Origin of the sequence: Corynebacterium choanae (assembly GCF_003813965.1) — a bacterium.
In the GTDB taxonomy this organism is placed as follows: Bacteria; Actinomycetota; Actinomycetes; order Mycobacteriales; family Mycobacteriaceae; genus Corynebacterium; species Corynebacterium choanae.
In genome coordinates this window covers 1,982,058-2,009,034 of the sequence record NZ_CP033896.1, presented here as the reverse complement: position 1 = coordinate 2,009,034, position 26,977 = coordinate 1,982,058, and the positions used below count along the sequence as shown (strand labels likewise).

The window sequence follows — 26,977 nt, the reverse complement described above, 5'->3', positions numbered from 1 at the left end:
AGCGGACACGCTCCAATTCGAGGCGGCACAACAAAGAAAAACGATGTGGAAAGCTAGATTAGCACTCGGGGACGTTCACGGTGATAGCGCCAACAGTTGTGGCAAGACCACCACCGGCTGTTTCCTTATAGCGGTCAGACATATCCATACCGGTGCGTTTCATTGTCTCAATCACCTCGTCAAGACTTACCCGATGCGACCCATCACCCCGCAACGCAAGCCGGGCAGCGTTAATCGCCTTGCCCGCCGAGATCGCATTGCGCTCAATACAGGGCACCTGCACCAAACCGCCGATAGGGTCACAAGTCAACCCTAAGGAATGCTCCATAGCGATTTCTGCAGCATTAGCTACCTGTTTCGGGCTACCGCCTAACACATCGGCGAGACCGCCGGCGGCCATACTCGCAGCAGAACCGACCTCACCCTGGCAGCCAACTTCTGCCCCAGAAATCGAAGCCCGCTCCTTATACAACGAACCGATGGCGCCACAAGCCAACAAATACTGCCGCAGCGCAGCTTGTGGATTATTCCGACCGGCGGGAGTGAAATAACGGACATAAAACCCCACTGCGGGCACAATGCCTGCAGCACCATTGGTCGGTGCGGTGACAACCCGTCCACCGGCAGCATTTTCCTCATTTACTGCAAGTGCTACAAGATTCACCCAATCCTCGGAAAACTCAGGGGTGATATTTGGATCTTCAGCAACCAACTGCTGATAAAACTGTGGCGCGCGCCGGCGCACCATCAACCCGCCTGGAAGAATCCCTTCCTTCTGCAGGCCACGGCGGGTGCACTGTTCCATGGCAGCAACAAGATTGTCCAGCTCGGAATTGATGCGTTGCTCATCTCGAAGTGACAATTCGCAGCGCCGCTGAATCTCAGCGATGCTCACCCCCGCCTGTTCAGCACGCGCCACCAGTTCGGCGCCGGAACTATACAACCAGTCGCCGGTTAAACAATGATCTGTAGGCACCTCTGCAGCAGTGCGAATAAAACCGCCGCCGATCGAATAATAGGTTTCGCTGATCTCCCGACCGTCAGCCAGGAGGGCAGAAAACGTCACCGCGTTGGTGTGCACCGTCCGCACCACAAATGGCCGCAAAATAATATCTTCAAACCCGCAAGTAACCGGGCAGGAAGCATCGCCGGCGAGGAAAATCTGCCTAGTGGCTTGAATCGATTCCAGCCGCTGCTCATAGTCGTCAGGATCACAAGTCGCTGGATCGATCCCATCGAGCCCTGCAAGCACCGCCCCCAAAGTGCCATGGCCGACCCCGGTAGCAGCCAACGAGCCATACAAAATCACAGTGATCCCCACCTGGCGAGACACAGCCCCAGCAACTTTCCCTGCCACTGCAGAGTCCGACTGGGGGCGCAACAAATCAGGGGTGTCCCCTTCGTGCGCAGCTTTGGGAGTGCTCGGATCAAGCGGGCCTACCGCATCGCGACTCTGCGACAAGATCGAATGTAAATGATTCGCAAACGCCAGACCAGCGCGCATCGGACCTACCGTATGCGACGATGATGGGCCGATACCGATCCGCATGAGATCAAAAACAGATATGGTCATAGATCCTCCAACAACCCTGATGTCTGACAAGGCCACGATACACAAGGTTTTCCGGTGGGGTAGTGCCGCACCTTGGAGAGCACCACAGCAACCTTATCCAGCGTCATCCCAGGGGGCAGTAATAGCAAAAGTGCACAGCCGTGGATCACAACCGGAAAACAGGAAGAATTGACTATTACCCGGCGGAGCAAACACTGCTGTGCACAATACGTGAAGTTATTAAACCCACGGCTTCTCGTCGGAGCCCATCTCGAAATCTAGCCCCGCTTATTGCGTGCCTGGGTTCGACGCGCACGCCGGTTCATTCCTGACATGTTCCCGCCCTTTGGCAGCGGCCCTTTCGGAATTCCCTGCATGCGGCCAGATCCCAGGGTTGCCTCAAACGAATCCACTTTCGCCGCCAGCGCATAAGCCTGATCTTTTTTCATCTCCCGCGGCAGCTTCATCAATTCGCGTTGCAGCTTCCTGATAGGAATCTGCCCTTCGCCTTCGCCGGCAAACATTTCATAGATCGGCACCGACGGGGCGATTTTGCCCAAATGCTGCCGTTGTCGCCGCATCATGGACTTCACCCGATTGGGATCACCTTCGCCAACAAGCACAATGCCACAGTTACCAACGACTCGGTGCACCGCATCCATGTGCGGGTTTGCTTCCACAGCCGGCCTGACCTTCCAAACGATCCCCACCCCGGACTTCAGGTTTTCCAAAGCCCAACCGGCGGCACCGGCTTGTCCCTCAGCACGGGAATAGACCGTGTTTTGCAGGCGTCGAGTGAAAATCCACAGTGCGGCGAGAATACCGAACATGAACCCGGCGATGGCCAAAGTCCAGCCGCCCCACACGTAAACGCCGAACAGCCAAAACAGCAATGTCACCCCAACGAGGGCAAGCAGCATCAGCGGAAGCAGCTTGCTGTCTTGCTTCCGCTGCATTTGGAACGCAGCCCATACTTGCTTCCACCGCTGTTTTGTGGCTTCTCGTTTAGCGCGCTTCGCTTCTTTCTCGGCGGCTTTCTCAGCCTTCTTGTCACTTGCCATGGCACCAACAATAACGGTTGAAGATCATCAGTTGCTAACTGCAGCGCCGAAAAGACATCGAGAACCAGACAGATTAGGAGGAAGCGTTTCGGCTGGCGGCAAAACTGGTGACTGGGGTATCGACCGACGAACCATATTTTTTCAGCAACGTCGAGGCCTCTTGTGCCGTCGAGCCCTGCGTGGTTTCCGCTAAATGCTGCAAGTTCTCTGGGAGCTGTTCACCACGGGCAGCGAGTGCTTGCGCATACAGGCGACCGGCCCGATACGAGGAACGAACCAACGGACCAGACATGACACCGGCGAAACCGATTTCCTTCGCAGCTTTAGCATGGTCGACGAACTCTTCAGGTTTCACCCACCGTTCGATGGGATGATACAGCGGGCCTGGGCGCAAATATTGTGTAATAGTCAAAATATCGCAGCCAGCATCGTGCAGATCTTGCATAGCTTCGGTGACTTCCTCCGGGGTTTCTCCCATCCCTAAGATGAGATTGGACTTGGTCACCAGCCCAAAATCGCGAGCCTGCCGGATCACATCCAAGGACCGCTCGTAGCGAAACGCTGGCCGGATCTTTTTGAAAATGCGCGGTACCGTTTCCACGTTGTGCGCAAACACCTCCGGCCGGGCTTCAAATACTTCCTGCAGAAGATCTGGCTTACCAGAAAAGTCAGGGGTGAGATTCTCTACTCCTGTATGCGGATTGAGACGGTGAATCTCGCGCACCACCTCGGCGTATAGCCACGCACCCTCGTCTGGGAGATCGTCACGGGTCACGCCGGTGATCGTGGCATAGTTGAGTTTCATCTCAGCCACCGATTCGGCGACGCGACGAGGCTCGTCACGATCCAACGGATCAGGCTTGCCGGAGGTGATCTGACAAAAGTCGCAACGCCGAGAGCACATCGAACCACCGATTAGGAAGGTAGCTTCCCGCGACTCCCAACATTCGTGCTGATTGGGGCAGCCGGCTTCCTGACAAACAGTGTGAAGCGATTTAGCTTGCACCCGCTGTTTCATATCCTGAAACTCAGGGCCTGTTTTCGCAGTGGTCCGAATCCAACGAGGTTTCTTCTCGATAGGGGTTTCGGAGTTTCGTTGCTCAATACGCAGCAGACGGCGCTCGGTAGGTGCATTCACCTAGCCCACCCTACTAAAACTTCCCCAAGGCGCCCACTTCACCGGTCTGAACAGTGGTTACCTGGCGGTTATGGTGGCTACGAGCGTTTTCGAGTACCGGCGCAGGGGTCGCTAGCTTCGCCGATTGTGTGATCGGCGACCGGGGTGATCCCAGCAAGAGCATCATCAAGAGCAGTACACACAATGTCGACGCATTCCCGCGGGGTAGTCTCCCGCCCAAGTTCGTCCGTCAAGGTGGTGACACCGGCATCTGAAATCCCGCAAGGAACGATATAGTCGTAAAATTCCAAGGTGTTATTGCAATTCAGTGACAATCCGTGCATGGTCACCCCACCGGTAACACGGATCCCTAAAGCAGCAATCTTCCGTGCTGGACGATGCTCGTCTGCTGGTAACCACACACCTGAACGGCCGGTAATTCTGCCGGCGTTCGCAAGCCCAAGCTGTCGCACTGCGATAATGAGCGCCTCTTCCACGCGCCGCACATAGTCAACCACATCAATAGGGGTGGCAAGCTGAATGATCGGATAAACCACCAGCTGACCTGGGCCATGCCAGGTGATCCGGCCACCGCGATCAACATCAATACATTCCGGGCCTTGGGTGGGGCGATCACTCGGTTGGGTTCGGGTACCGGCAGTATAAACCGACGGATGTTCCACGATGAGATATTGATCTTCGATCGTATCGGCGGCACGTTTGGCCGCGAGATCTGCCTGATAATCCCAGGCCTGCTGATAGTCCATAACACCGAGGTCGACCCGTGACACCGGATGGTCGGTGTTGGCGCGAATCGGTTGATCAGGAGCGGTAAATGGGGCGCGAGGAGCTTGCATAAGCGCCGATTCTACCGGCAGTATTCGGTAGCCGGGCGGAGCCTGGGTTGTGCACCCGATTGAAGATTAGATGATGGGAAGCGCAAACGGACTCGAGTTGCGCACAATCATGGAATTGTCGTCAGGGTTGATAGGCCGTGGTGCATCAAGTACAGGGCGAACAGACACCTCGAGAGGATTGATGACAGTTTCATAATCGCCGGTGAAATTGGGATTTTCGACGCGTGCACGAGCTGCTGCGGCAAAATGCGGTTCGTAGATAGCGATGAGATTGTCCCACACCTTCATCGCTTCGGGGCCGGAGAGCGAACCGTTGGTTTCGAGTGTGGCAATGCCATAGGCGGCAGCCCACACCGAATAAGCGGTCTCCCGATTCGGAGCAATTTTTGATAGCGGCACGTTTAACCATCGCGAAGTGTCGTTGAGGAGCTGCCGCCATTCACCGTATTGGAGTGCTTCGCAAGAGTACGATCCGGTCATCACCAGTCGATACAGTTCGGGATGGGTAATAGCAGCCTGGCGGAAGGTCAGCAGGAGATCCCGCAGGCGGTACGTTCCATCTTCATGTTCGGTTGCCCACATCGCATAGCCAACGTTGAGGAGGGAATCGATGGTGAGTAAGGCACGGAGTTCGTCTTTGTTCGCCGTGTGTTTATACAGCGATGGTGCCTTGATGCCGACGCTGTCTGCCAGGATGCGCATCGTGAGATTGTCCCAGCCCAACTCTTCGGTAAGTTCGCGGGCAACAGCAATGATCTGTTCGGCGCGGCGAGACCGTTTGGGGAGGGTAGGGGGTTCAATATTCACAGGTGGAATTTTAGCGGCAGTGACGACATAGTGGGGTTTCGCGGACAGAAAATAGTTCCGTATGAAAACAAAGTTAGCCGTTCACTATTTGATGACTCCTGATAAGTAACCACTACAGTGGCCTCGTACTGGGAAATTTTCCCATTTCTAGCACTATCTCTTTTGCCCCTTTACGGGTGTGCGCAGTTTGATGGTTGTTGGTTTATCCTCCATCGGTATGGCCATGTTCAGGGGGAGCTTGGTTGAGCAGGGTGTACAGCTGTTGCTGCCCGGTGCGCACGAGTTGGTGTTGCTCCCCAGGAAGTCGTGGTAGTCGCTGGGGCCGAAAAAGCGCCCCGCATCGTGGGAAATTCCACGATGTGGGGCGCAGATCCTCGGAAAACTACCGTTTTGAGGGCTTCGCTGGGATTAGAGTTCCAGGTCTGCCTCGAAGTCGGCGGTTTCGAGGCGGTCGCGAACTGTGGTCATAAAGCGGCCAGCATCCGCGCCGTCAATCGACTGGTGATCGTAGGTCATCGGCAGATACACCATCTGGCGGACGGCGATTGCGTCGACACCATCTTCGGTGATGACCACCGGGCGCTTCACAATGGCGCCTGTGCCGATCATGGCAGCTTGTGGCGGCACCAAAATCGGGGTGTCGGTGAGCGCACCTTCAGAACCAATGTTGGTGATGGTGAACGTGCCACCAGACAGATCGTTCGGCTTGAGTTTCATTGACCGTGCCCGCTCGGCAATGTCGACGATCGCCTTTGCAAGCTCCGGCAAGGACATGTCTTGCGCGTCGTGGATGACAGGGGAGAGCAGACCCTGTTCGGTGTCCACCGCAATGCCAAGGTTGACCTTTGCGTGATAGGTCATCTCCTTAGTTTCGGCATTGTAGGAAGCGTTCACATTCGGGTGGCTTACCAGCGCTTCGACAATAGCCTTTGCAAAGAATGGCAGATAGGTGAGGTTCACCCCATGCTTGTCGATAAAGGCTTGCTTCTTGGCGCGGCGCAGCTCGGCAATCCGGGTCATGTCGACTTCGTGAACCTGGGTGAGCTGTGCTGCCGAATGCAGCGATTCCAGCGTCTTCTTCGCAGTGAGTTCCCGAATACGGTTGACCTTGCGGGTGGTGCCGCGCAGTTCCGCTTTCTTCGGATCGACACGCTTGGTGGATGCACGCGAAGCAGGTGCTTTCGCAGATGCTGCAGGTGCGGTTCCGCCTTCAGCTGCGGCCAGCACATCCTGCTTGCGGATACGCCCACCGAGGCCGGTGCCTTCAATGGTGGAAAGATCCACGCCATGCTTATCGGCCAGCTTACGAACCAGCGGCGTCACATAGGGCTGATCCTTCTTTGGCTCAGCGGATTGTGCCTTGGCAGGTGCAGCAGTTGCCTGCGGCTTGGCAGACTGCTCGCTGCTTGCAGATTCCTTAGCTTCTTCGACGGTGTCGTTGTCTTCCTTGTTGGCGGCTTCTTCGATGGCCGCGTCACTGGGAACTTCCGCCTCATCCTGCTTGGCTGGTGCGGCGTTTGGATCACCGATGCGGACGATCACGGCACCGACGTCGACGGTGTCGTCTTCGTCGGCGAGGATCTCTACGATGGTGCCGGCTACCGGGGAAGGTACTTCGGTGTCGACTTTGTCGGTGGAGACTTCCAGCAGTGGTTCGTCAACTTCAACAGTGTCGCCGACGTTCTTCAACCAGCGGGTAATGGTGCCTTCGGTGACGGATTCGCCGAGTTCTGGCATGGTCACATCGGTGGCATCCCCGCCGCCGGCGGCAGGTTTGTCCGCAGGCGCCTTCGACTCCGGGGCAGGGGAGGAAGCGGCAGCCGCCGTATCCTCGGCAGGCTTGTCTTGCTTGGCTGGTGCGGCGTTTGGATCACCGATGCGGACGATCACGGCACCGACGTCGACGGTGTCGTCTTCGTCGGCGAGGATCTCTACGATGGTGCCGGCTACCGGGGAAGGTACTTCGGTGTCGACTTTGTCGGTGGAGACTTCCAGCAGTGGTTCGTCAACTTCAACAGTGTCGCCGACGTTCTTCAACCAGCGGGTAATGGTGCCTTCGGTGACGGATTCGCCGAGTTCTGGCATGGTCACATCGGTGGCATCCCCGCCGCCAGCAGCCGGTGTGTCATCCGCCGTTTCGGCGGTGTCATCTTGTGCCGGTGCCGAATCATTATCACTATCGCTGCTATCGGCTTCATCGGCGTCACCGATAACGCAAATGATCGACCCCACATCGACGGTGTCGTCTTCTTCGGCCATAATCTTGGTGATTACACCCGATGCTGGGGAAGGAATCTCTGTGTCCACTTTGTCCGTGGAGACTTCCAGCAACGGTTCGTCAGCTTCGACGGTGTCGCCGACGCCCTTCAACCAGCGGGTAATGGTGCCCTCGGTGACGGATTCGCCCAGTTCGGGCATCTCTACGGAAAACGCCATAGTGTTTCTCGACTCCTTTAATGACAACTCCACCATCGATGCGATGTGTGGTTTTTTCTTCTCAAGGTTAAAACACTACCTTGTTATCCCGCGGCGTGTGCACCTGCCCGGTTCCGAGGGTTATCCGGATGACACCTAGAATGGGATCTTGTGTTGAATTTTTTCAAAGGCAAGAAGAACAAAGGCGGGCTGACGCCGCCGCGTGCACCGGGCGATACGGTGCGGGAACATGACCTTGCCGACCTTGTTGCGTGGGTGCAGGGACGAGCTGGGATTGAAGGGTTTATCGAGCCAGAAACGCTGGTCAACGAGATGTCGGTGGTGCTAGTAGATCACAGTGGGGAATTTATTCGACGCCCAATTGGTGGCCCGAAGGGGATCGATGTCGTAGCTTCGACGCTGGCAATTCCGGTGTATGACGTAGAAGAAACAGGATATCCGCAGCGTATGCGGGAACGCTTGGAGCGGGAGCGGATTTTACGGAAACGTGCCGAGGCAAAAGAGCGTCGCAAACGGTTTGAACAGGGCCAATCGCCAATTGATAGCTAGGTCGATGGGTGGATTGCGTGGGGGAGGGGACACCGCCGCTCAGGGGGCGCATTCATATCATCGATCGGGGGTAGCCAGTGGGGGTGTGTGGGGAGACGGTTGTGCGGGCGTTGGCTGCCACTGTGTCGTCGTTGATGAAGCCCCCAACGGTTGCCTGCACCGGGTGGGTGCAACCGTTGGGGGCCTGGTCTTTATTTACGCAGCGAAGTCTGTCCGAGTGTAGGAGTTAGGAACGCTTCCCTTTCCCTTGCTTGGACTTGTTGCTGTTGTTGGAGGCCTTTTTGGATTTCTGCGGAGCTTTTGCGGTTTTCGTCTTGGAGGTTTTCTTCGACTTGGTGTGAATCTCCGCAGTTGCCCGTTGTGCTTTCGCCTTGGAACTTGCCTGCGCTTTGCGCTTTGCTTTTGTGCTCTTTTTCTGCTTTTTCGCTGCGGCGCGGTCGCCGTTAGCAGATGCATCGCGCAGCGCGTCTGGATTGTTGGCGATGGCCGCTAAGGTGGCAAGAAGGGTACGTACTGGTTGCCCGGTGGCACGTTTCGGGTTGTAACCGTAGACACCAGTGGTGTTGTAGGCAGGACCTGCGACGTCAAGGTGTGCCCAGGAAATTCCGTCGGCGACAAATGCTTGGAGATATGCGCCGGCGGCCATCATGCCACCGTAAGACGAGGTGCCGGTGTTGCGCAGATCGGCGACGTCGCTGCCGGTGACTCCGGCAACGATTTCTTCGGGCAGGGGCATTGCCCAGGCAAGCTCGCCGACTTCGGTCCCAATCTTTGCGACGTTGTCACGCAGGGTGGGTGACCCCATCACCCCGGCTGTGCGGGTACCGAGTGCGACGAGTTGCGCCCCGGTGAGCGTGGCAGTCTCGATGAGGAACTCTGGCTGTTCCTCGCAGGCGCGGGCAATGGCATCCCCTAAAACGATGCGCCCTTCCGCGTCGGTGTTGAGAATCTCGGAGGTCAACCCGCCATAGTGACGGATAACATCACCGGGGCGTTGCGCGGTTGCTGAGGGCATATTTTCAGCTAACGGCAACCAGGCGTCAACGACAACTGGCAGATTGAGTTCAGCGGCGGCGATGACTGTGGCAACAACAGCAGCCGAACCAGCCATATCCGAGGTCATATTTTCCATGCCGGGGCCACGCTTTAACGAGATACCGCCGGTGTCGAAGGTAATGCCCTTGCCGACCAGCGCCACTGAGCTGACAGGTTTTTTCGGCTCATGTCGCAGATGAACCAGTCGCGGGGCGCGGGAGGAACCCTGGCCGACAGCTAAAATACCGCCGAATCCTTCCTGCGCTAACCGCTGCTCGTCGTACACCTCGACGGTCAGACCTGCTTGCTTGCCGAGTTTTGCGACAGTGTTTGCATAGCTTGCCGGGTACAGCTCCAGGGGTGGGGTGTTGACCAAGTCACGGGCGAAGCACACAGCCTGCGCGGTGGTTAATGCTGTTTCGAATTCGCGGGTAGCAGCCTTGCTGGGACGTTTCTTGCCTGCTGCCGGCACCAGAAATACCACTTCGGCAAGCCGGCTTGCCGCCGGATCATTGGCAGGGGTGTCGACACCTTGCTGCTCGTCGACGGTTTTCGTGCCGCGTTTGCCACGATAGGTGTAGCTGCCCAGCAGGGTGCCTTCCACCGCGGCAGTCAAATTGACCAGGGACAACGTGGAGGCAACCCGGCGGAATGTTGCCGCCGCTCGGGCTGCCACACCGGCAGCCTGTCGCAGCACATCCTCGCTCACATCATCGCCGTCACCAAGGCCGACTGCAATAATGGCACTCGATGTAATACCGCTGACCGGTGGCAAGATTCGGATTTCGTTACGTTTCCCGGTTGCGTTTACCGTCTCTAGTGCGGTGAGCAAGGTGTGGGACGCCTCATCGCTCAGCGATGGCCACAGCAACAATTCCAACCCATCAGAGGTGGCAAACATAGGAACAACGAGCGCATAATCCGCGCCCGGTAGGGAAGTGGCCAGGCGTGCCTGGGGAATATCGCCAAGCGTGGGAAGGGAAGCGGAAGAAAATACAGACACTGAGCTACCTCGTGTTGATGTCGAAAACTAGTTACAGGCGGGGCAACTGTCCCACCAGCGGTGAGCTGGCTGCCAGCAGGCATCCCTCACCCAGTGATGGGGTTGCTGCCCCAAGACCAAAAGATCCTCTAGGCCACTGTAGGTCAACCACACCCAAGCTGCACGCCCTCCATCCCCCATGCCGTCTCTCTTTCCAGTGGCAACATCGCAGGTTTCCACAACACCGCGCCATAGCGTCTACGGCAACAACCTCGTATCGGCCTGCTTCCCAGCTGGTGAGATGATTTGGCAGGTTGCCTGCCGCAGCTGCGCGAAGTCGACTACAGTAACCTGCTATGAGCAGCGAACTATCTTTTTCACATGTACCGCATCCTGCCGCCAGCAGCACTGATGAAATTGATGCAATCTTGGCAAACCCCGGGTTCGGCAAGCACTACACCGATCACATGGTGCGAATTGACTACACCCCGGAGCAGGGGTGGCATGATGCGACAGTTACCCCCTATGCGGAATTATCGCTTCCGCCGTCGGCTTCTGTCTTCCATTATGGGCAAGCCATTTTTGAAGGATTGAAAGCGTACCGTCAACCGGATGGTTCCATCGCCACCTTCCGGCCTGCCGCTAATGCTCAACGTTTTCAAGATTCTGCCCGCCGCATGGCAATGCAACCCTTACCCACCGAGCTGTTCCTTCAATCATTGGAAGAACTTGTTGCTGTTGATCACCGTTTCGTTCCTGCCGCCGGTGGGGAAGCGTCACTGTATTTGCGGCCGGTGATGATCGCCACCGAACCAACACTGGGTGTGCATCCTTCCGCGAGCTACACCTATATTCTGCTGGCTTCACCGGCCGGGGCGTATTTCGCCGGTGGGATCAATCCGGTGAGCGTATGGCTGTGCGAGGACTATGTTCGCGCCTGCCCAGGCGGCACCGGTGCGGCAAAATTTGCCGGCAATTATGCAGCATCGCTGTTGGCACAAGCCCAAGCCGCTGAACAAGGCTGCGACCAGGTGGTGTGGCTTGACGCGCTGGAACACGCCTATGTTGAAGAGATGGGCGGGATGAATCTTATGTTTGTCTTTGCCGACAGCGATGGCAATCTCACCGTTGAAACCCCCGAACTCTCCGGATCCCTCCTCCCCGGGGTCACCCGACGCTCGCTGCTGCAAGTCGCCGAAGATCTCGGCTATGCCACCGCGCAGCGCCGCATCAGCGTCGCCGAATGGCGTGAGCGTGCAGCTGACGGCAGTCTGAAGGAAGTGTTCGCCTGCGGCACCGCAGCAGTCATCACCCCGGTGGGCACCGTGAAAAGCTCTGAGGGCAACTTCACCATCGGTGACGGCACCCCTGGTGCAGTCACGCTGGCATTGCGGGAACACCTCACCGGAATTCAGCGCGGCAGCGTCGCCGACACTCACGGCTGGATGCACACACTCCGAGCAGCTCACTAGTTTGCTTCAGCGGTCAAATAATCCCGCCGACAGTCGCCACTGCATAGGCAAGCAACGCAATAAACACTGCAGCGCTAGCCGTTGCAAACTCGACCGTCGCCCCGATACAGTCGCCGTTGAGACCGTCAAATGCGGCAGACAAATACCGCACCCAGCGGGCTGATACCAGCAGCAACAGCAGCAGCGCTGCTGCTGGTATCACCGCAAACCATTGGGTGAGCGCCTGCAACACATTCCCTGTAGCCGCCAGCGGCGAATCCACCGCCGCCGGCACCACAGCAGCCAGCAGCAGTCCCCACACCACTGCAACACACACCGCCCAGCCAGCAACCCACCGCTTCGGCACAGTGCCGATCATCAAAGCACCAAAACTTTGCGGATTAAACGGTTGATTAGGGCGGACAGTAACCAGCATTCCACCAATCCTTCCCGCCACCGGAATCATCCCCACCAACAGCACCGCAACTGCCGGAAACGGCAGCGACAACACGGTGTAGACACCAGCAACCTGAATACCAAGCACCACTGCAGCAGCCCCCATACCCAAAGCACCAGTTGCCTTATCTGCCAAAATCTGTTGTGCCCGCGCCGGTGGCGCAAAACTGCCCAGTGCGTCGCCCACATCGCACAACCCATCCAAGTGCATCATCCGGTTCGCCACCAGCCACCCTGCCACAATCCCTGTAGCAGGCAGCAGCGGCGGGAGCTGCAACACCACACCGACCGCAGCAATCACCATCGCCAAGATGCCAAACAACAACCCCACCACCGGCAAGAAAAACACTGCCCGGCGCCCCGTAGTGCGATCAAAGGGATGATTCGCCGCCGGCATCGGTACCACCGTCACCCACGACATCATGGTGCGGAAACCCTCCCAAACAAAGCCTGGACGGTCATCGAAACGTTCACGACCATCTGCGTCGCGACGAATCTCCCCACTCGATCCACCCTTGCCCGACATAAAACCCTCACATCCTCCCGTACCGCAGCTGATTAGCAGCTGCCAACCTCACAAACCCCGTGGGGCAGCGCTGACCATCCAGTTGCTTCCGCAAACCCGAACTTGTAGCCAGCACATCACACAGTCGGCTCAGCGACACCGGACTGTGCAAACGTTGGCAGATCAATCATCACATCGACTGCTGACTTCACAATCGGCAACGCAATCGCCGCACCCGTACCCTCCCCAAGGCGCATCCCCAACTCGACAATAGGCTCCAACTCCAGCTCTTTCAGCGCGAGAGTCTGCGCTGGTTCAGCGCTGCGATGACCAGCCAGCCACCAGCGGCGGGCACCGGGCGCCAGACGATTAGCAGCCAACGCTGCAGCCGCAGTAATCACCCCATCCAAGATCACGGGCGTCTGCCGCACCGCCGCCTGCGCTAAAAAGCCTGCCATCGCCGCAATATCCGGTCCACTCACCGTAGCCAGCAGCGAAACAATATTGTGCCGCACATTCCTCGCCCGGAACATCGCATCGCGCACACATGCAGTTTTTCGCTGCCAACCAGCATCATCAACCCCTGAACCACGGCCAACCACCGCCACCGGCTCAGATGCTGTCAACACCCCAATCAGCGCCGCCGATGGCGTAGTATTCCCAATCCCAATCTCACCGGCAATCAAAATATCTGCCCCCCGATCAACCTGCTCATTACACAACCGCTGGCCCACCTGAATCGCTCGAACAGCCTCGTCAAGCGTCATAGCGTCCTCGCGATCAATTGATCCACACGACCGCCGAATCCGATACGGGCCGTCAACATCATGATCAAGGGAGATATCTGCAACTTGAACTGTGGCACCCGCAGACGCCCCGAAAATAGCAATCCCCGCATCCCCATTGACAATGTTGTTTGCTACATGGATCGACACACTCGTCGGAAACGGGGAAACCCCCTGCTCAGCAACACCGTGATCGCCCGCGAACACCACAATCGCCGGATGCGTCAATCTGCGGGGCGGAACCTGCCCCTGGCAGGCAGCAATAAAACACCCGATATCTTCCAATCGCCCCAAGCAGCCGCGCGGTTTGGTCATTGCATCTTGATAGGCACGTGCTTCGGCAAACACGTCACTATCAGGACTGACAATACGGGGAAACAGGGTTGCCGCATCCACCAGAATGCACTTCCTTCCAACCGGACTCCGACGTCCTTACTTCAACAACTTTGCTCCAATACTCCGCCCGGCTGAAAACAGCACCTATGCAAGCGTCGAGTAGTGAAGAGTGAACAATCTTGCAGACCGCTATCAAGACTTCAACGATAACTGACAACCCGCCACAATTAGGTCGACTTGATCCGCAACCGCGGCAATCCGTGCATTGAGCTCTCCCAACAAATCTCGCAGGATCCTGCCCGAACGATGCTCCGGGATAATCGCCAACCCCACTTCGGGAGAGACGAAAATCAGCAGATCATCCCGACTGTCAGCGGCTATGTCCGCCAGACGGGCCACCAGTTGATCAATAGTGTGCCGCACTGCCGCAACATCCCCATCCCAAGCGTGGTTGATGTCACACTGATAGGTCATCCATGTTCCCAGATCATCGACAAGCACATCACCTGCCGGCAGGTCGGCCATGACCTCACTTAAATCAACATCGTCGACAGTCCGCCATTGGCTCGGCCGTCGCTGTTGATGCGCTGCAATTCGTTCCGCAAACTCAGTATCGTCAACCAGCGGTCGGGCAGTAGCAACATAGGTTACCGCAGCAGCATCGTCGGGGATGAGTCGCTCTGCAAACGCCGACTTCCCAGACCGGGCACCACCTAAAACAAGATGGATTCGCGACATTGTTCCGCTCCTTGCCATTAATACAGCGCAGGCCGGCGGGTACTCCTCGCACCCACCGGCCTCGCAATCGCCAAATTTGCCCCACTATGGTGCAAACGTTAGTGCGCTACAGGAGCGCCCCCGACTTCTAACCGCGGTTTCGGCGAACGGAGACGTCGCGGTTGGCTAGCCCGGCTATAGGCGTAAAAACCGAGTGACATTTTCGTCTCCGGGGTATCCGGGTAGTGCTCCAAAGCCTCCGAAGCAGACTTGCGTCCCAACCAAATCCCTTCGACCACGAAAATGATCATTGCTAGCAACCCGAACATTGACGAGTAAGCAGCAACCTCTGGGAATTTTTGTCCCGCAATCATAAACACCAGCAACAACACTGCAATGGGCAGCATCAATGTGGAGAAGAACCGGCGGGCATCAACCCAGTCGCGAATATAGGCCTTGGCCGGCCCCTTATCGCGTTCGAGCAAGAATCGTTCATCGCCGCGATCCATCGCCGCCCGGGTACGTTGCTGTGCTTTTTTCAGCTCGTCCTTTTCCCGGCGCTTCAACGCTTTCCACTCTTCGCGAGACATGGAAGCCTTCAGCTCTTTACGCCGGGCTCGTGCCTCCGCTGGAGTCTCAGCAGGACGAACCGGTGCATGCCGAACACCCTTGGCAAGTTCGACCTCGTTACGTTTCGGGGTCGGCCGCCCCTTCTTCGGGGTGTAGCCCTTCGGTAGCTGTTCCTGCGGTTGCACAACCGGTGTCTCGGTTGCAGCAGGCGTTGACGTCTCGTCCTTATTCCACGGAAGTTTCACACGCTTTAGGCTACAGAACCAGCTAAAAGCAATACAACAAAACCACGAAACTCGGTGAATCGGCGCAACTATCCACACGGTCGCAAAGCAGCATCCGCAAAAAGGCTCGTGGCAGCCTGCCAACCTACAGGAACAGTTGCACGGTGGGGGAGATCGGTGGGCCAGCCCTATCTTGTCGAAGGCAATATACAGTAGCGTGGAGGCAATAAATCACTATGCTGGTGGCGTTAGAAGAAGTAACCGCTGCGCCTGAAACACTGCTGCGACCCACGTTCAATGATTTGCGGTGCTGCTAGTGTGCATGGTGGAAAAACATCCCAATCGAAGGAGATAGCGTTTCAACTATGACAACCCCCGAAACACAGACAGGCGTCACCCTCACCGAAGCTGCTGCTGCGAAAGCGAAAGCCTTGCTTGATCAGGAAGGCCGCGACGATCTGTATCTTCGCATTGCGGTGCAACCCGGTGGCTGCGCTGGCCTGCGCTACCAGCTCTACTTCGACGACCGTGAACTCGACGGAGACAAAGTCGACGTGATCAGTGGTGTGAAGCTGGCCGTCGATAAGATGAGCGTTCCTTACCTCACCGGAGCAACCATCGATTTTGCTGACTCCATCGAGTCGCAAGGGTTTACCATCGATAATCCAAATGCCGCCGGCTCCTGTGCCTGCGGTGACTCTTTCAACTAAAGCTTGATACAGGAAACGACCTCACAATCCAGCGAATTGAACTGGCTGGATTGTGGGGTCGTTTTTAGGTTGGTGACACAGCTGATGCTGTGATCCTACAGTTCGATGGGGTAATCGCGTTCTTCGATCTGTGGGTCGATCCGATGCTCGACGAAAATCCCGTGCCACACCATAAAGGCCAGCACCGTCCACAAGCGACGCGAATGATCAGATTGCCCACGACGATGCTCCTCGAGCATCGCTAGACATGCCTGCTTATCGATCAGATCCCCAGCCTGCGACTGCTGAATTGTCTCTATTGCCCAGCCGTGCAGTTGATCGCCCGCAAGCCAGTGCTTCATCGGTACCGGGAATCCGAGCTTCTTTCGATGCAGCACATGCGGTGGAACAATCTGCTCCATAGCTTTGCGAAGAGCATATTTGGTAGTGCCGTGCGAAATTTTCATCTCTGGGGGCAGGGTTTCTGCAACGGCGAATACTTCCTTATCCAGGAACGGCACCCGGAGTTCCAAGGAGTTCGCCATGGTCATTTTGTCTGCTTTGACCAGAATATCGCCCCGCAGCCAGGTAAACAGATCAAGATGTTGCATCCGGGCTACCGGATCCATATGGGTGGATTTTGCATAAATTGGGGCGGTTACCTCGGTGTGGTCCCATTCCCGTTTTGCTTCCGGCATGACCCGTTGTAATTGGCTGAAGTTGAAGCTGCGAGCATTGCCGTAGTAGCGCTCCTCCAACGGGGTGGTGCCCCGTTCCAACAAGGATTTGCCTTTCACCCCATCGGGGAGCAAGGCAGCAACTTTCCGCAAGCCTCGCTGCACCGGATCTGGAATATGGTCGAATGGTGCCAACGACAATGGTTCTTTGTAAATTGTGTATCCACCAAAAAGCTCGTCGGCTCCCTCACCTGAGAGCACAACTTTGACATGTTTGCGCGCTTCTTGCGCCACAAAGTACAACGGAACGAGGGAAGGATCAGCCACCGGATCGTCGAGATACCACATGATCTTCGGGATGGCGGCTGCGTATTCTTCGGGGCTGACAATTTTCACAATATGTTCAGCGCCGATTGCTGCGGCAGATTCTGCGGCAACATCAACTTCCGAATAGCCTTCGCGTTCAAATCCAGTGGTGAAGGTGAGGAGGTCAGGGTTGTGGCGTTTGGCTAACGCAGCGATAGCGGTCGAGTCGATACCGCCTGAAAGGAACGATCCCACCGTGACGTCGGCGCGCATATGTTTTGCAACCGAGTCTTCCATCACTGCTGCAATTCGATCAAACACTTGCTGTTCGGTGCCGGCTGGCACGTCTTTGGTGCGAAATTCCGGCTCGAAGTAGCGGGTTGTTGTCACGGTTTGACCCGGGGTGATGTAGCCCCACGAGCCGCTTTCCAGACGGAAGATACCTTCGTGAAGTGATTCCGGTTCAGGAACGTATTGCAGATCGATGTAATGCTCCAGCGCATGGACGTCAACATCGAGCGCCAAGCCGAGTGCAGGAGCCATTGACAAAATGGATTTTTTCTCACTTGCAATCACTGTGCCTGCAGCAGTGGTGCACAGATACATGGGTTTGATGCCGAAGCGGTCACGGGCAATAAACATTCGCCGTTCGTGACTGTCCCAGATCGCGACTGCGAACATTCCTCGGAGCTGCTCGACAAATGACGGTCCAAAGTGGTGGAAGCCGACCACGATTGGTTCGCCGTCCCCACTGGTGTGGAATGTATAGCCCAATTCCTGCAGCTGCTCACGAAGCTCAATGTAGTTGTAGATTTCACCGTTAAAGGTCATCGCGTAGCGATTCGGTTGGTCATCTGGACCCCAGGTGAGTGGCTGATGAGAATGCGCAATGTCGATAATTGACAGCCGGTTGAAGCCAAAGACTGCTTGATCGTCGTGCCAAGTTCCGTCTTCGTCGGGTCCTCGATGCCGCATGCAGGGAAGGGCATCTGAGATGGCGGACACGTACTCGTCGGCATTCGGTTTAGCGCACAACATGGCTAGCAAACCACACATAGCAGCAAGCGATCCTTTCTGTGTCCCTTGGCAAACCTGGTAAAACGCTGTGTTGTTCCACTGGCGCTTTGCATGGCTTTCGATTCCAGGAACAGTGATTATGGCAGTGGGTAACCCACCTCGCGGCTGTGAAATCGGGGAGCGCACGACTGTTACCTCTAGTCCTTATATATAAGGAACAACGACAATGTCGTTGACATTGGCTGGTTGGAGCCGTGCTCGATCCGTAAACATTCGACATCCGTGGGATTCCCGGTATGACTGATCAAACTGCACTCACTCTAGCCGGTTTAGTGAAGTGGTGCCGATTCGTGTTGGTAGAAACGTGCGCGACTTTCTAGGGAGCATGCACTCCGGTGGCGGCTTGTCACTTCCGGTAGTGGGGCAGTAGTGCCCTCGCGTATGGGGGTAAGCAACACGCCCGGCCTGAAAAGTGGCCAAGCGCACATTTCTTGTAACGGCTTGCAATTGTTTCATCGTTACTCAACTGTTCCCCACAGAGCAGTTGCAGGTTTCAGACCTCGTAAAATCCGGCACACACTGGAGGGATTCACCATGGAGGGGGCAGGGGGTGAAACGAGTCCTGTGGTAAGTGCGGGAGCTGACACCCCCTGGGCTGATCATTACTACGCCCATAAGGGGGCAAACCTAAGGTTGATTCTGCAGTTTTTCGTCCTCTGTCGGGAACTTGCCCATTGGTGAGTACCGCAGCTCATGGGATAAAATCCACATTGGTTTATTTGTAATCGCGTGCATTTTTCTTACTCTTGCGTCCAAAATGGCCTGCTTGGTACAGGTTCTGGGGTAGCGTCAGGAGCAAGAATCGTGGTCAGAATGGACGAACGAATTTTTAGTGTGCACAGGAAGGCAGACGTACGTGGAACACCGTATTTTCACGCGCCTGAAGAAAAAGGCGCTGCTGACAACTGCCCTCGCTACGGGAGCGATGGCGCTTGCTGGCTGTGAGGTTGAGGGTCCGCACTGGGCCGTCTTCCAGCTTGGCTGGCCAGACGGCATCACCCCGGAAGCCCGGGCGATGGAGAACTTCTGGGAATGGGTGTGGGTTGCCGCTTGGGCAATCGGCATCGTGATGTGGGGGCTGATGATCTACTCGATCTTCGCGTTCTCCGCCAAGAAAGCTGAAAAGCAGGGCAAAGACCCAATCCCGAACCAGCTGCAGTACAACGTACCGCTGGAAATTGTGTTGACAACCATTCCAGTGGTTATCGTGATGACCCTGTTCTTCTTCACCGTGCAGACCCAAGACAAGGTCGACGCGTTGGATAAGGATCCCGAGGTTGTTGTTGACGTCACCGCCTTCCAATGGAACTGGAAGTTTGGCTACCGTGAGGTAACCGGTCTCGGTGCCGCTGCTGACGGCCAGGTTTGGAACGGTATCGACGAAGAGCGTACCGCTACCGCCGAGCTGTCCAAGGTTGATGAAGCCTATCGCGAAAAGATGGAAAAGTTCGCTGAAGAGCGTGGGGTAGAGCCAGAGGACGGTCCGGTCAACGGCCGCTCGAAGTCCGACATCTCTTACCTGCACTTCAACACCATTGAGACCCTCGGTACTTCGGAAGAAGTGCCAGTGCTCGTGCTACCAACTGAAACCCCAATCGAATTCGACCTCGCCTCGGCTGACGTGTCGCACTCCTTCTGGGTTCCAGAATTCCTGTTCAAGCGTGACGCTTATCCACATCCGGAAGCCAGCCACGCACAGCGTCGCTTCCAGGTTTCCAAGATTGAAAAAGAAGGCGCTTTCGTTGGGCGCTGTGCAGAAATGTGCGGTACCTACCACGCTATGATGAACTTCGAAATCCGCGCTGTGAGCCGTGACAAGTTCGCTGAATACATGAAGTTCCGTATCGCGAACCCGACCGCTCCGAACTCGGAGGCGCTGAAGGCAATCGGTGAAGATCCTTACGCAACCTCCACCGCTCCATTCGTAACCGGTCGTGAAGACTCGCGTGGCGTTGAGAAGGACGGCAACTATGTCGAACTCAACGAGACGGCCCGGTAGTCAAGGAAGGTAAATTGATATGAAATCAATGGCTCGAATTTTCTACGGTCTGTCAGTGTTCCTCATTCTGGCGACTGTGGTGTATGTCCTTGGCACGAAGTATGTTGAGGATGCCGGCTACCACCAGGGTGTGGAGTGGGCTGGATCCACTGGTCTGGTTCTCTGCATCGGTTTGACCACGATGCTTGGTGTGTACTTCCACTTCACCGAACGTCGCATGGACGTGCTGCCGCAGGACTGGGAAGAAGCTGAAATCGCTGACAACGCTGGTCAGTACGGTTTCTTCGGTCCGTCCTCTATTTGGCCTTTCGCAATGTCCATGGCCATCGCCTTGATGGGTATTGCTATCGCCTACATGATGTACTGGCTGCTGATCCTCGGCGCGGTTATGCTGATCTTCTTCGGCACCATGCTGAATCTGCAGTACGGTATGCCGCGCGAAAAGCACTAATCGGCAAAAACGGTTCCGTTTTAGTCTGCCTTAGCCGTAGATCAGGCGGGGCGTCCAAGGGCCGCGCCTGACGGCATCACACTTCCTTTATAAGACACTCGCCAGGGGTAAGCATTCTGCGTTGCAGAGCTTGCTCCTGGCGAGTTTTTTGCTGTGTAGTTCCGCTAATTGGGGTTTCCTGCGGTGGGGAACGTCTGCGGGTCTGCCTACATGCTTTTCTTCGGTGATGGTGACTTTTTTATCGTTTTGTCGTGTTGTGCGCGCATGCTTGGAAGAAAATTCAGGATTACAGGAACTTTATTTTTACGTCAATTGTGACGAAAAGGGCGGTCGGGGTAACGCGGCAAATGATCGAATATGGTGTCGGTAGATGACCCGGCACTAGGGGGTAGGGAATTGCAAGCTGCAAATCCGTCACCGTTTGATTATCTCTGCAGCTCCGCCGGCGTGTTGGCAGGCGAAGTGAGGCGAAGAAGTCTTATTTGCGGGGGAGGGGATTGGGTGATCGAACGTGCCTCACCTGACGGTGATGCATGATCGTTGAGGGGGCGATCGGAGGGGTAGCTGCCTGATTGGTGAGAGTGCTCAACGCCGGTTGTGAGGGGCATACGAAAGTATGATTTCCGGCAAATGGGGGGTCTGGCGGGTGTGAGATAACTCTCATGCGTTTTTCCGGCAGAACGCCTTTGGATGCCACTCAATTTGAGCAAAACAAGGCGCAGGTTTTGTCGATTTTCAGCGATCCCGCAGGCTTGCCCGTGTCACCTGCAGAAACGGCCCGTCGGATAGAACGGAGGAAAAGTTCCCGAGTAGGGTAAAAAAAATTTTTCAAGTTAACCCTGTGGAATTGCCTTCCTTAGGCCAAAAATTTTCCCAAAGTAAGAGGGGGGCTTGAGGTGCGGTGGGGCAGGTACTCCGTCATACTAAATAACGTGACGAGCGCAGTTGGAAACACAGGAATGGCAGCACCACAGCGTGTTGCGGCACTGAACCGCCCCAATATGGTCAGTGTCGGAACGGTTGTGTTTCTGTCTCAGGAATTAATGTTCTTCGCTGGTCTGTTCGCGATGTACTTCGTATCTCGTGCGAACGGCCAGGGAGGAAGCTGGGAGTATGGCACAAGCTACCTCAATGTTTGGTACGCCTTGCTGTTCACGATCATTCTGATCTCAAGCTCCTTTACGGCACAGTTTGGTGTCTTCGCGGCAGAACGTGGCGATGTCTACGGTCTGCGCCGGTGGTATGCACTTTCGGCCCTGTTGGGTCTGGTGTTCCTCGCTGGCCAGGCTGGTGAATACATCAACCTCGTTCGCGAGGGTATGACCATTCAGAACTCTGTTTACGGTTCAGCCTTCTTCATCACGACCGGCTTCCACGCAGCTCACGTTCTCGCGGGCGTGTTGGCTTTCGTGGTTGTGCTGCTTCGTGTCACGTTTGCGAAGTTCACTCCGGCTCAGGCTACAGCGGCAATGGTGGTGTCCTACTACTGGCACTTCGTTGACCTGGTCTGGATCGGTCTGTTCATCACGATCTACTTCATCCAGTAACGCCGGGGAATCTGGCAGTCCTGAACACGCGAGTGTTCGATACAACTTCAACTTCATCACTTCGAGATTCTTCCCGGATTGCCGGGAGGCGCTAGGCACCGTCGCCATCGCATCGTGTACTTCACTAGCTACTCACCGTTGGTTGGTAGCGAAGTATTGTCCGTTAGCTGGTCGACGGCTTGGGTGTTTTCGTTCTGAGTTCGCGGTTTCGTCGCAGACGAGACAGTGGGGCAGGGCGAAAAGGTATTGGCCCCAAGTCCAGGAAGGTCCTGGAAACGGTTCACTGGTGCGGTCGGAATGCTGAAGTGATGAACAGGCAAGTTGTCGGGCTGTTACACCCACATTGTCCGATCCACGTTTTAAGGGAAATGATGGAAACCAACCCACAGACCACCGGGCAGGCTGCACGCGCCCGCAAGGTCAAGTTGTCACGGAAGGTGAGGCGCACCTTCGGTGGTGCGATGGCTCTGACCGTCGGCTTGACCGGTGCGGGGCTTCTAGCCAACGCCGTGACCCCGGATGTGCAAACAGCAACCGCCGAGCAGACTCAAGCAGCTCTGGCTGATCAAGGCAAAGCGCTCTACGAAGTCGCTTGCGTGACCTGCCACGGCACCAATCTGCAAGGTATTGAAGATCGCGGCCCATCGCTTATTGGTGTCGGCGAAGGTGCAGTGTACTTCCAGGTGCACTCCGGCCGTATGCCGATGCTGCGTAATGAAGCGCAGGCAAAGCGGAAGACTCCTCGCTACTCCGAGCAGCAGGTTCTGGCTTTGGCCGCCTATGTCAACTCTGTTGGTGGAGGCCCAGGCCTGGTCACCGATAAAGATGGCAACATCGAAATGACTTCCCTCCGGGGTAAGAACTATTCGGAAGCAAACGGCATCGATCCGGCTGACGTCGCCCGCGGCGGTGACCTTTTCCGGCTGAACTGTGCTTCCTGCCACAACTTCACCGGTCAAGGCGGTGCCCTTTCCTCTGGTAAGTTTGCGCCACCACTTGGCCCTGCAAATGAGCAGGAAATTTACCAAGCTATGCTCACCGGCCCGCAGAATATGCCGAAGTTCTCTGACCGGCAGCTGTCCGCTGACGAGAAGCGCGACATCATCGCCTTTATCAAGTCGCAAAAGGACACCCCATCCCAGGGCGGTATGCCACTGGGCGGTATTGGTCCGGTGACTGAAGGCATGTTCATGTGGCTGGTCGGTATTTCAATTCTGATCGCCGCTGCATTGTGGATTGGATCGCGCTCATGAGTAATCACGTAAATCGCACTTACACGAATGAAGAGCTCGATGCGATGAGCAATGAAGAGCTCGCCCGTCTCGGTACTGAACTGGACGATGTGACCGTTGCTTTCCGTAAGGAACGCTTCCCAATCGCCAACGATCCTGCCGAAAAGCGCGCCGCCATTATGGTTGGCACCTGGTTCGCCCTCGGCGTTGTGCTGGCAATCGCCTTCCTCGGGATCTACCTGTTCTGGCCATGGGAGTATAAGTACCTCGGCGAAGAAGGCTTGTGGACCTACAGCCTCTACACACCGCTGCTCGGTTTGACGATGGGTCTTTCCATCATCTGCCTTGGCGTGGGCGCTGTGCTGTACGTCAAGAAGTTCATCCCAGAAGAGATCTCGGTGCAGCAGCGCCACGATGGTCCTTCCGCTGAAGTTGATCGCCGTACCTTGGTTGCGCTGCTCAACGATTCTTGGACCACCTCGATGGTTGGTCGCCGCAAGGTCGTTGTTGGCCTGGCAGGTCTTGGTGCAGTGCTCGCCGGTGTGGCTGTTGCAGCCCCACTCGGTGGCATGATCAAGAATCCTTGGAAGGCTGGCAAGCTCGGCATCCAGGGTGATGGCACCTTGTGGACTTCGGGTTGGACGCTGCACGACGAAGGGGTCAAGCTCTATCTCGGTCGTGACACCGGTAACCTTGCTGAAGAACATGACGGCCACTTCTCCACCCAGGGTGTTTCCCGCCTTGTGCGCATGCGCCCAGGTGATCTGGCTGCAGCTGGTATGGAAACTGTCTTCCCACTGCCGGAGGAAGCTGTCAACGACGGTGACCTCTACAACCCGACTCGTGACGTGTATGAAGAGCATATGCACTCCATTCACGGTCCTCGTAACGCTGTGATGCTCATCCGTCTGCGTTCCGCAGATGCAAAGAAGGTTATCGAGCGCAAGGGTCAGGAAGACTTCCATTACGGCGACTACTACGCATACTCCAAGATTTGTACCCACATTGGCTGCCCGACTTCGCTCTACGAGGCACAGGAAAACCGTATCCTTTGCCCTTGCCACCAGTCGCAGTTCGATGTGCTGCAATACTGTAAGCCACTGTTCGGTCCTGCTGCCCGCGCTCTGCCGCAGCTGCCGATCACCGTTGACGAAGAGGGTTACCTCGTCGCCAAGGGCAACTTCATTGAGCCGGTCGGCCCGGCATTTTGGGAGCGTCAGTCATGAGTAAAAAAACTGCGAAAATGGGAAATAACTTAGACTCCCGGCTCCACGTAGCAGCACTTATCCGTCCGAATATTAATAAAGTATTCCCGTCGCACTGGTCCTTCCTGCTCGGCGAGATCGCTTTGTACTCGTTCGTCGTTCTGCTGCTGTCGGGTATCTATCTCACCTTGTTCTTCGATCCGTCGATTACCAAGGTGATCTACGACGGTGCTTATGCACCGCTGCGTGGCGTTGAAATGTCGCGCGCCTACAAGACCGCCCTGGATCTTTCCTTCGAAGTTCGTGGCGGCCTGTTCATCCGTCAGCTGCACCACTGGGCTGCACTGCTGTTCGCGTTCTCGATTATCGCCCACATGGTGCGTATCTTCTTTACCGGTGCGTTCCGTCGGCCGCGTGAGGCTAACTGGATCATCGGTTGCGTACTGCTGCTGCTCAGCGTTGCTGAAGGCTTCTTCGGCTACTCGCTGCCAGACGACCTGCTCTCCGGTGTTGGTCTGCGGATTATGTCCGCGATCATCATCTCCATTCCGATTATCGGTACCTGGATGCACTGGGCGATGTTCGGCGGCGACTTCCCGTCCGACATCATGCTCAACCGGTTCTACATTGCACACGTGCTGCTCATTCCGGGCATCATCCTGGCACTGATCGCGATGCACTTGGCACTCGTCTGGTTCCAGAAGCACACCCAGTTCCCAGGACCAGGGCGTACGGAAGAAAACGTTGTCGGTATCCGTATTCTCCCAGTGTTCGCTGTGAAGTCGGTCGCCTTCGGTGCTCTGACCTTCGGCATGCTGGCACTGTTCGCAGGTATCGCGCAGATCAACGCCATCTGGAACCTCGGCCCATACAACCCTGCACAGGTTTCCGCTGGTTCCCAGCCGGATATGTACATGCTGTGGACTGACGGTGCTGCCCGTGTTATGCCTGCGTGGGAGCTCTACCTTGGCCCATACACCATTCCTGCCGTGTTCTGGGTTGCGGTAATGCTCGGTATCCTCGTGGTGCTGCTGTTTGCTTACCCATTCATTGAGAAGAAGTTCACCGGCGACGACTATCACCACAACCTGCTGCAGCGTCCTCGCGACGTTCCGGTTCGTACCTCCCTCGGTGTTATGGCACTGGCTTTCTACAGCCTGCTCACCCTTTCCGGTGGTAACGACCTGTTCGCAATGCACTTCGACATCTCGCTGAATGCAATGACTTGGGTTGGTCGTATCGGCCTGGTCATCGTTCCTCCGATTGCCTACTTCATCACCTACAAGATTTGTCTCGGCCTGCAGCGCAGTGACCGTGCCGTGCTTGAGCATGGTGTGGAAACCGGCCACATTATTCAGACGCCTGATGGTGCCTTCGTTGAAGTTCACCAGCCGCTGGGTCCGGTTGACGAGCATGGCCACCCAATTCCTCTGCAGTACGCTGGCGCGAAGGTGCCAAAGCAGATGAATGAACTGGGTTACGCCGATTCTGCTTCCCGTGGTGCTTGGCTGAAGTCGGATCCGAAGAACATTGCGGATCAGGCTCGCAAGATCGCAGCAGATAATCACCATGAAGAGCTTGATATGCTGCGCGATCTGCAAGCGCACAATAAAGCATTGGATGAAGCGCGCGACCGCGAATTCTAAGCGGAAGGTCGTTCTTCACTCAATAACGACCCCATAAGGGACCCGATGATCCCTTTAGTCAGGGTCCACCAACTGCACTGACGCACCGCCTTGCGGACAAAGTATTGTCCCCAAGGCGGTGCGTTTTGTGTTGTCCTGGTGTTCGCCGAGAGCTTCGGCGGTTCTCATCAGTTCCTGGGTGCGCGCAACGGCTGAATATAGAGCGTCATGGGGTTCGAGTTTCCGCCGTGGTGGCAGTCCAGGTTGTGGCTATTTGAACGGCGATTGGGCGACATGTTTCTGTGCCGGTGTCGGTGGTATCCGAGAGCGGGAGCTCCTCACCGTCGCAGCAGTGCAGTGAATCGATCGCCGCCATGTCGGTGTGCTGCTGGTCGCGTCACTGCCTTTTGACAATGCAAGCTACACTGCAACCAGCAACCCGTGCGCGTGTGAGCTTTGCTTCCTGACTGATGTGGTGCCGATTCCTTACGAAGAACCGTAGGGGCGCGGGGAGGGGGTGGTTCCAGGTGCAACCGCAGCTTGCCCTACTCTAGGGTGTAGGGTGCTGTGCTCCCCGCGTGCTTTGATACGACAGCCGTGCGGTGACGACAATTGCTTGTTTTAGCAGCAAAGGTGACTTCTGTAGCACTGTTGGGCTGTACACCTGGTCTCGGGTGCCACCTTCAATCACATGCGTGTAGCCAAGAATGATGTCCGTCGTCTTTGGAG

Annotated in this window: 21 protein-coding genes; 9 read left to right on the top strand and 12 right to left on the bottom strand. The window is 56.3% G+C overall.

Going from position 1 to position 26,977, the window contains the following annotated elements; genetic code table 11:
* Positions 1–58: 58 nt before the first annotated feature.
* The 6 genes from CCHOA_RS07235 to sucB form a co-directional block, all read right to left on the bottom strand.
* Positions 59–1,573 (bottom strand): L-serine ammonia-lyase, encoded by a 1,515-nt coding sequence (locus CCHOA_RS07235; protein WP_123928832.1) that lies wholly within the window; start codon positions 1,571–1,573, stop codon positions 59–61.
* 257 nt (positions 1,574–1,830) lie between these two features.
* Entirely contained in the window at positions 1,831–2,613 is a 783-nt protein-coding gene (locus CCHOA_RS07230; RefSeq protein WP_123928830.1) for a DUF4191 domain-containing protein, read from the bottom strand.
* A 73-nt stretch (positions 2,614–2,686) separates the two neighbouring features.
* A complete protein-coding gene (lipA, locus tag CCHOA_RS07225; protein ID WP_123928827.1) occupies positions 2,687–3,751 on the bottom strand; it encodes a lipoyl synthase in 1,065 nt (354 codons plus the stop codon).
* Positions 3,752–3,828: 77 nt separating this feature from the next.
* Positions 3,829–4,587 (bottom strand): lipoyl(octanoyl) transferase LipB, encoded by a 759-nt coding sequence (gene lipB / locus CCHOA_RS07220; RefSeq protein ID WP_123928824.1) that lies wholly within the window; start codon positions 4,585–4,587, stop codon positions 3,829–3,831.
* 66 nt (positions 4,588–4,653) lie between these two features.
* Complete coding sequence (locus CCHOA_RS07215; RefSeq protein WP_164472418.1) at positions 4,654–5,394, bottom strand: TetR/AcrR family transcriptional regulator; 741 nt, start codon at positions 5,392–5,394, stop codon at positions 4,654–4,656.
* A gap of 408 nt (positions 5,395–5,802) precedes the next feature.
* A complete protein-coding gene (sucB, locus tag CCHOA_RS07210) occupies positions 5,803–7,866 on the bottom strand; it encodes a 2-oxoglutarate dehydrogenase, E2 component, dihydrolipoamide succinyltransferase (protein ID WP_425453743.1) in 2,064 nt (687 codons plus the stop codon).
* Positions 7,867–7,980: 114 nt separating this feature from the next.
* On the opposite strand from sucB, the gene CCHOA_RS07205 reads away from it, so the two are divergent.
* Positions 7,981–8,379, top strand: a complete 399-nt coding sequence (locus CCHOA_RS07205; protein ID WP_123928814.1) for an oxidoreductase — start codon at positions 7,981–7,983, stop codon at positions 8,377–8,379.
* A 226-nt stretch (positions 8,380–8,605) separates the two neighbouring features.
* On the opposite strand, the gene CCHOA_RS07200 is transcribed toward CCHOA_RS07205, so the two are convergent.
* Positions 8,606–10,417, bottom strand: coding sequence for a leucyl aminopeptidase (locus tag CCHOA_RS07200; protein WP_245992105.1), 1,812 nt, complete (start codon positions 10,415–10,417; stop codon positions 8,606–8,608).
* 335 nt (positions 10,418–10,752) lie between these two features.
* On the opposite strand from CCHOA_RS07200, the gene CCHOA_RS07195 reads away from it, so the two are divergent.
* Complete coding sequence (locus tag CCHOA_RS07195) at positions 10,753–11,868, top strand: branched-chain amino acid aminotransferase (RefSeq protein WP_123928810.1); 1,116 nt, start codon at positions 10,753–10,755, stop codon at positions 11,866–11,868.
* Between the two features lie 13 nt (positions 11,869–11,881).
* On the opposite strand, the gene CCHOA_RS07190 is transcribed toward CCHOA_RS07195, so the two are convergent.
* The 4 genes from CCHOA_RS07190 to CCHOA_RS07175 form a co-directional block, all read right to left on the bottom strand.
* Positions 11,882–12,829 (bottom strand): adenosylcobinamide-GDP ribazoletransferase, encoded by a 948-nt coding sequence (locus CCHOA_RS07190; protein ID WP_123928807.1) that lies wholly within the window; start codon positions 12,827–12,829, stop codon positions 11,882–11,884.
* Between the two features lie 116 nt (positions 12,830–12,945).
* On the bottom strand, positions 12,946–13,989 hold the full coding sequence (gene cobT, locus CCHOA_RS07185; protein WP_123928804.1) for a nicotinate-nucleotide--dimethylbenzimidazole phosphoribosyltransferase: 1,044 nt from the start codon (positions 13,987–13,989) through the stop codon (positions 12,946–12,948).
* 132 nt (positions 13,990–14,121) lie between these two features.
* Positions 14,122–14,667, bottom strand: a complete 546-nt coding sequence (locus CCHOA_RS07180; protein WP_123928801.1) for a bifunctional adenosylcobinamide kinase/adenosylcobinamide-phosphate guanylyltransferase — start codon at positions 14,665–14,667, stop codon at positions 14,122–14,124.
* Between the two features lie 98 nt (positions 14,668–14,765).
* The gene (locus CCHOA_RS07175) at positions 14,766–15,461 is read right to left on the bottom strand and encodes a DUF3043 domain-containing protein (protein ID WP_123928798.1); all 696 of its coding nucleotides are present in this window, start codon (positions 15,459–15,461) and stop codon (positions 14,766–14,768) included.
* Between the two features lie 344 nt (positions 15,462–15,805).
* Here CCHOA_RS07175 and CCHOA_RS07170 point away from each other — a divergent pair, with 344 nt between their 5' ends.
* A complete protein-coding gene (locus tag CCHOA_RS07170; RefSeq protein ID WP_123928795.1) occupies positions 15,806–16,150 on the top strand; it encodes a HesB/IscA family protein in 345 nt (114 codons plus the stop codon).
* A gap of 95 nt (positions 16,151–16,245) precedes the next feature.
* On the opposite strand, the gene asnB is transcribed toward CCHOA_RS07170, so the two are convergent.
* Entirely contained in the window at positions 16,246–18,168 is a 1,923-nt protein-coding gene (asnB, locus tag CCHOA_RS07165) for an asparagine synthase (glutamine-hydrolyzing) (RefSeq protein WP_123928792.1), read from the bottom strand.
* A gap of 877 nt (positions 18,169–19,045) precedes the next feature.
* Between asnB and ctaC the strand changes: the two genes are divergently transcribed.
* From ctaC to qcrB, 6 genes are all read left to right on the top strand, one after another.
* On the top strand, positions 19,046–20,188 hold the full coding sequence (gene ctaC, locus CCHOA_RS07160) for an aa3-type cytochrome oxidase subunit II (protein ID WP_377739914.1): 1,143 nt from the start codon (positions 19,046–19,048) through the stop codon (positions 20,186–20,188).
* A gap of 19 nt (positions 20,189–20,207) precedes the next feature.
* The gene (gene ctaF / locus CCHOA_RS07155; RefSeq protein ID WP_123928789.1) at positions 20,208–20,639 is read left to right on the top strand and encodes an aa3-type cytochrome oxidase subunit IV; all 432 of its coding nucleotides are present in this window, start codon (positions 20,208–20,210) and stop codon (positions 20,637–20,639) included.
* 932 nt (positions 20,640–21,571) lie between these two features.
* On the top strand, positions 21,572–22,186 hold the full coding sequence (gene ctaE / locus CCHOA_RS07150) for an aa3-type cytochrome oxidase subunit III (RefSeq protein WP_123928786.1): 615 nt from the start codon (positions 21,572–21,574) through the stop codon (positions 22,184–22,186).
* A gap of 368 nt (positions 22,187–22,554) precedes the next feature.
* Entirely contained in the window at positions 22,555–23,439 is an 885-nt protein-coding gene (gene qcrC, locus CCHOA_RS07145; RefSeq protein ID WP_206425777.1) for a cytochrome bc1 complex diheme cytochrome c subunit, read from the top strand.
* Entirely contained in the window at positions 23,436–24,644 is a 1,209-nt protein-coding gene (gene qcrA / locus CCHOA_RS07140; protein WP_123928783.1) for a cytochrome bc1 complex Rieske iron-sulfur subunit, read from the top strand. The genes qcrC and qcrA overlap by 4 nt, the downstream gene beginning before the upstream one ends.
* Positions 24,641–26,269, top strand: coding sequence for a cytochrome bc1 complex cytochrome b subunit (gene qcrB / locus CCHOA_RS07135; RefSeq protein ID WP_123928780.1), 1,629 nt, complete (start codon positions 24,641–24,643; stop codon positions 26,267–26,269). The genes qcrA and qcrB overlap by 4 nt, the downstream gene beginning before the upstream one ends.
* The last annotated feature ends 708 nt before the right edge of the window (positions 26,270–26,977 follow it).

Bases quoted from the DNA above. Each gene is read 5' to 3' on its own strand.
- sucB (WP_425453743.1), bottom strand. From the start codon at position 7,866: ATGGTGGAGTTGTCATTAAAGGAGTCGAGAAACACTATGGCGTTTTCC.
- CCHOA_RS07190 (WP_123928807.1), bottom strand. From the start codon at position 12,829: ATGTCGGGCAAGGGTGGATCGAGTGGGGAGATTCGTCGCGACGCAGAT.
- CCHOA_RS07195 (WP_123928810.1), top strand. From the start codon at position 10,753: ATGAGCAGCGAACTATCTTTTTCACATGTACCGCATCCTGCCGCCAGC.
- ctaF (WP_123928789.1), top strand. From the start codon at position 20,208: ATGAAATCAATGGCTCGAATTTTCTACGGTCTGTCAGTGTTCCTCATT.
- asnB (WP_123928792.1), bottom strand. From the start codon at position 18,168: ATGTGTGGTTTGCTAGCCATGTTGTGCGCTAAACCGAATGCCGACGAG.
- lipB (WP_123928824.1), bottom strand. From the start codon at position 4,587: ATGCAAGCTCCTCGCGCCCCATTTACCGCTCCTGATCAACCGATTCGC.
- CCHOA_RS07235 (WP_123928832.1), bottom strand. From the start codon at position 1,573: ATGACCATATCTGTTTTTGATCTCATGCGGATCGGTATCGGCCCATCA.
- qcrA (WP_123928783.1), top strand. From the start codon at position 23,436: ATGAGTAATCACGTAAATCGCACTTACACGAATGAAGAGCTCGATGCG.
- qcrB (WP_123928780.1), top strand. From the start codon at position 24,641: ATGAGTAAAAAAACTGCGAAAATGGGAAATAACTTAGACTCCCGGCTC.
- CCHOA_RS07230 (WP_123928830.1), bottom strand. From the start codon at position 2,613: ATGGCAAGTGACAAGAAGGCTGAGAAAGCCGCCGAGAAAGAAGCGAAG.
- CCHOA_RS07180 (WP_123928801.1), bottom strand. From the start codon at position 14,667: ATGTCGCGAATCCATCTTGTTTTAGGTGGTGCCCGGTCTGGGAAGTCG.
- qcrC (WP_206425777.1), top strand. From the start codon at position 22,555: ATGATGGAAACCAACCCACAGACCACCGGGCAGGCTGCACGCGCCCGC.
- CCHOA_RS07170 (WP_123928795.1), top strand. From the start codon at position 15,806: ATGACAACCCCCGAAACACAGACAGGCGTCACCCTCACCGAAGCTGCT.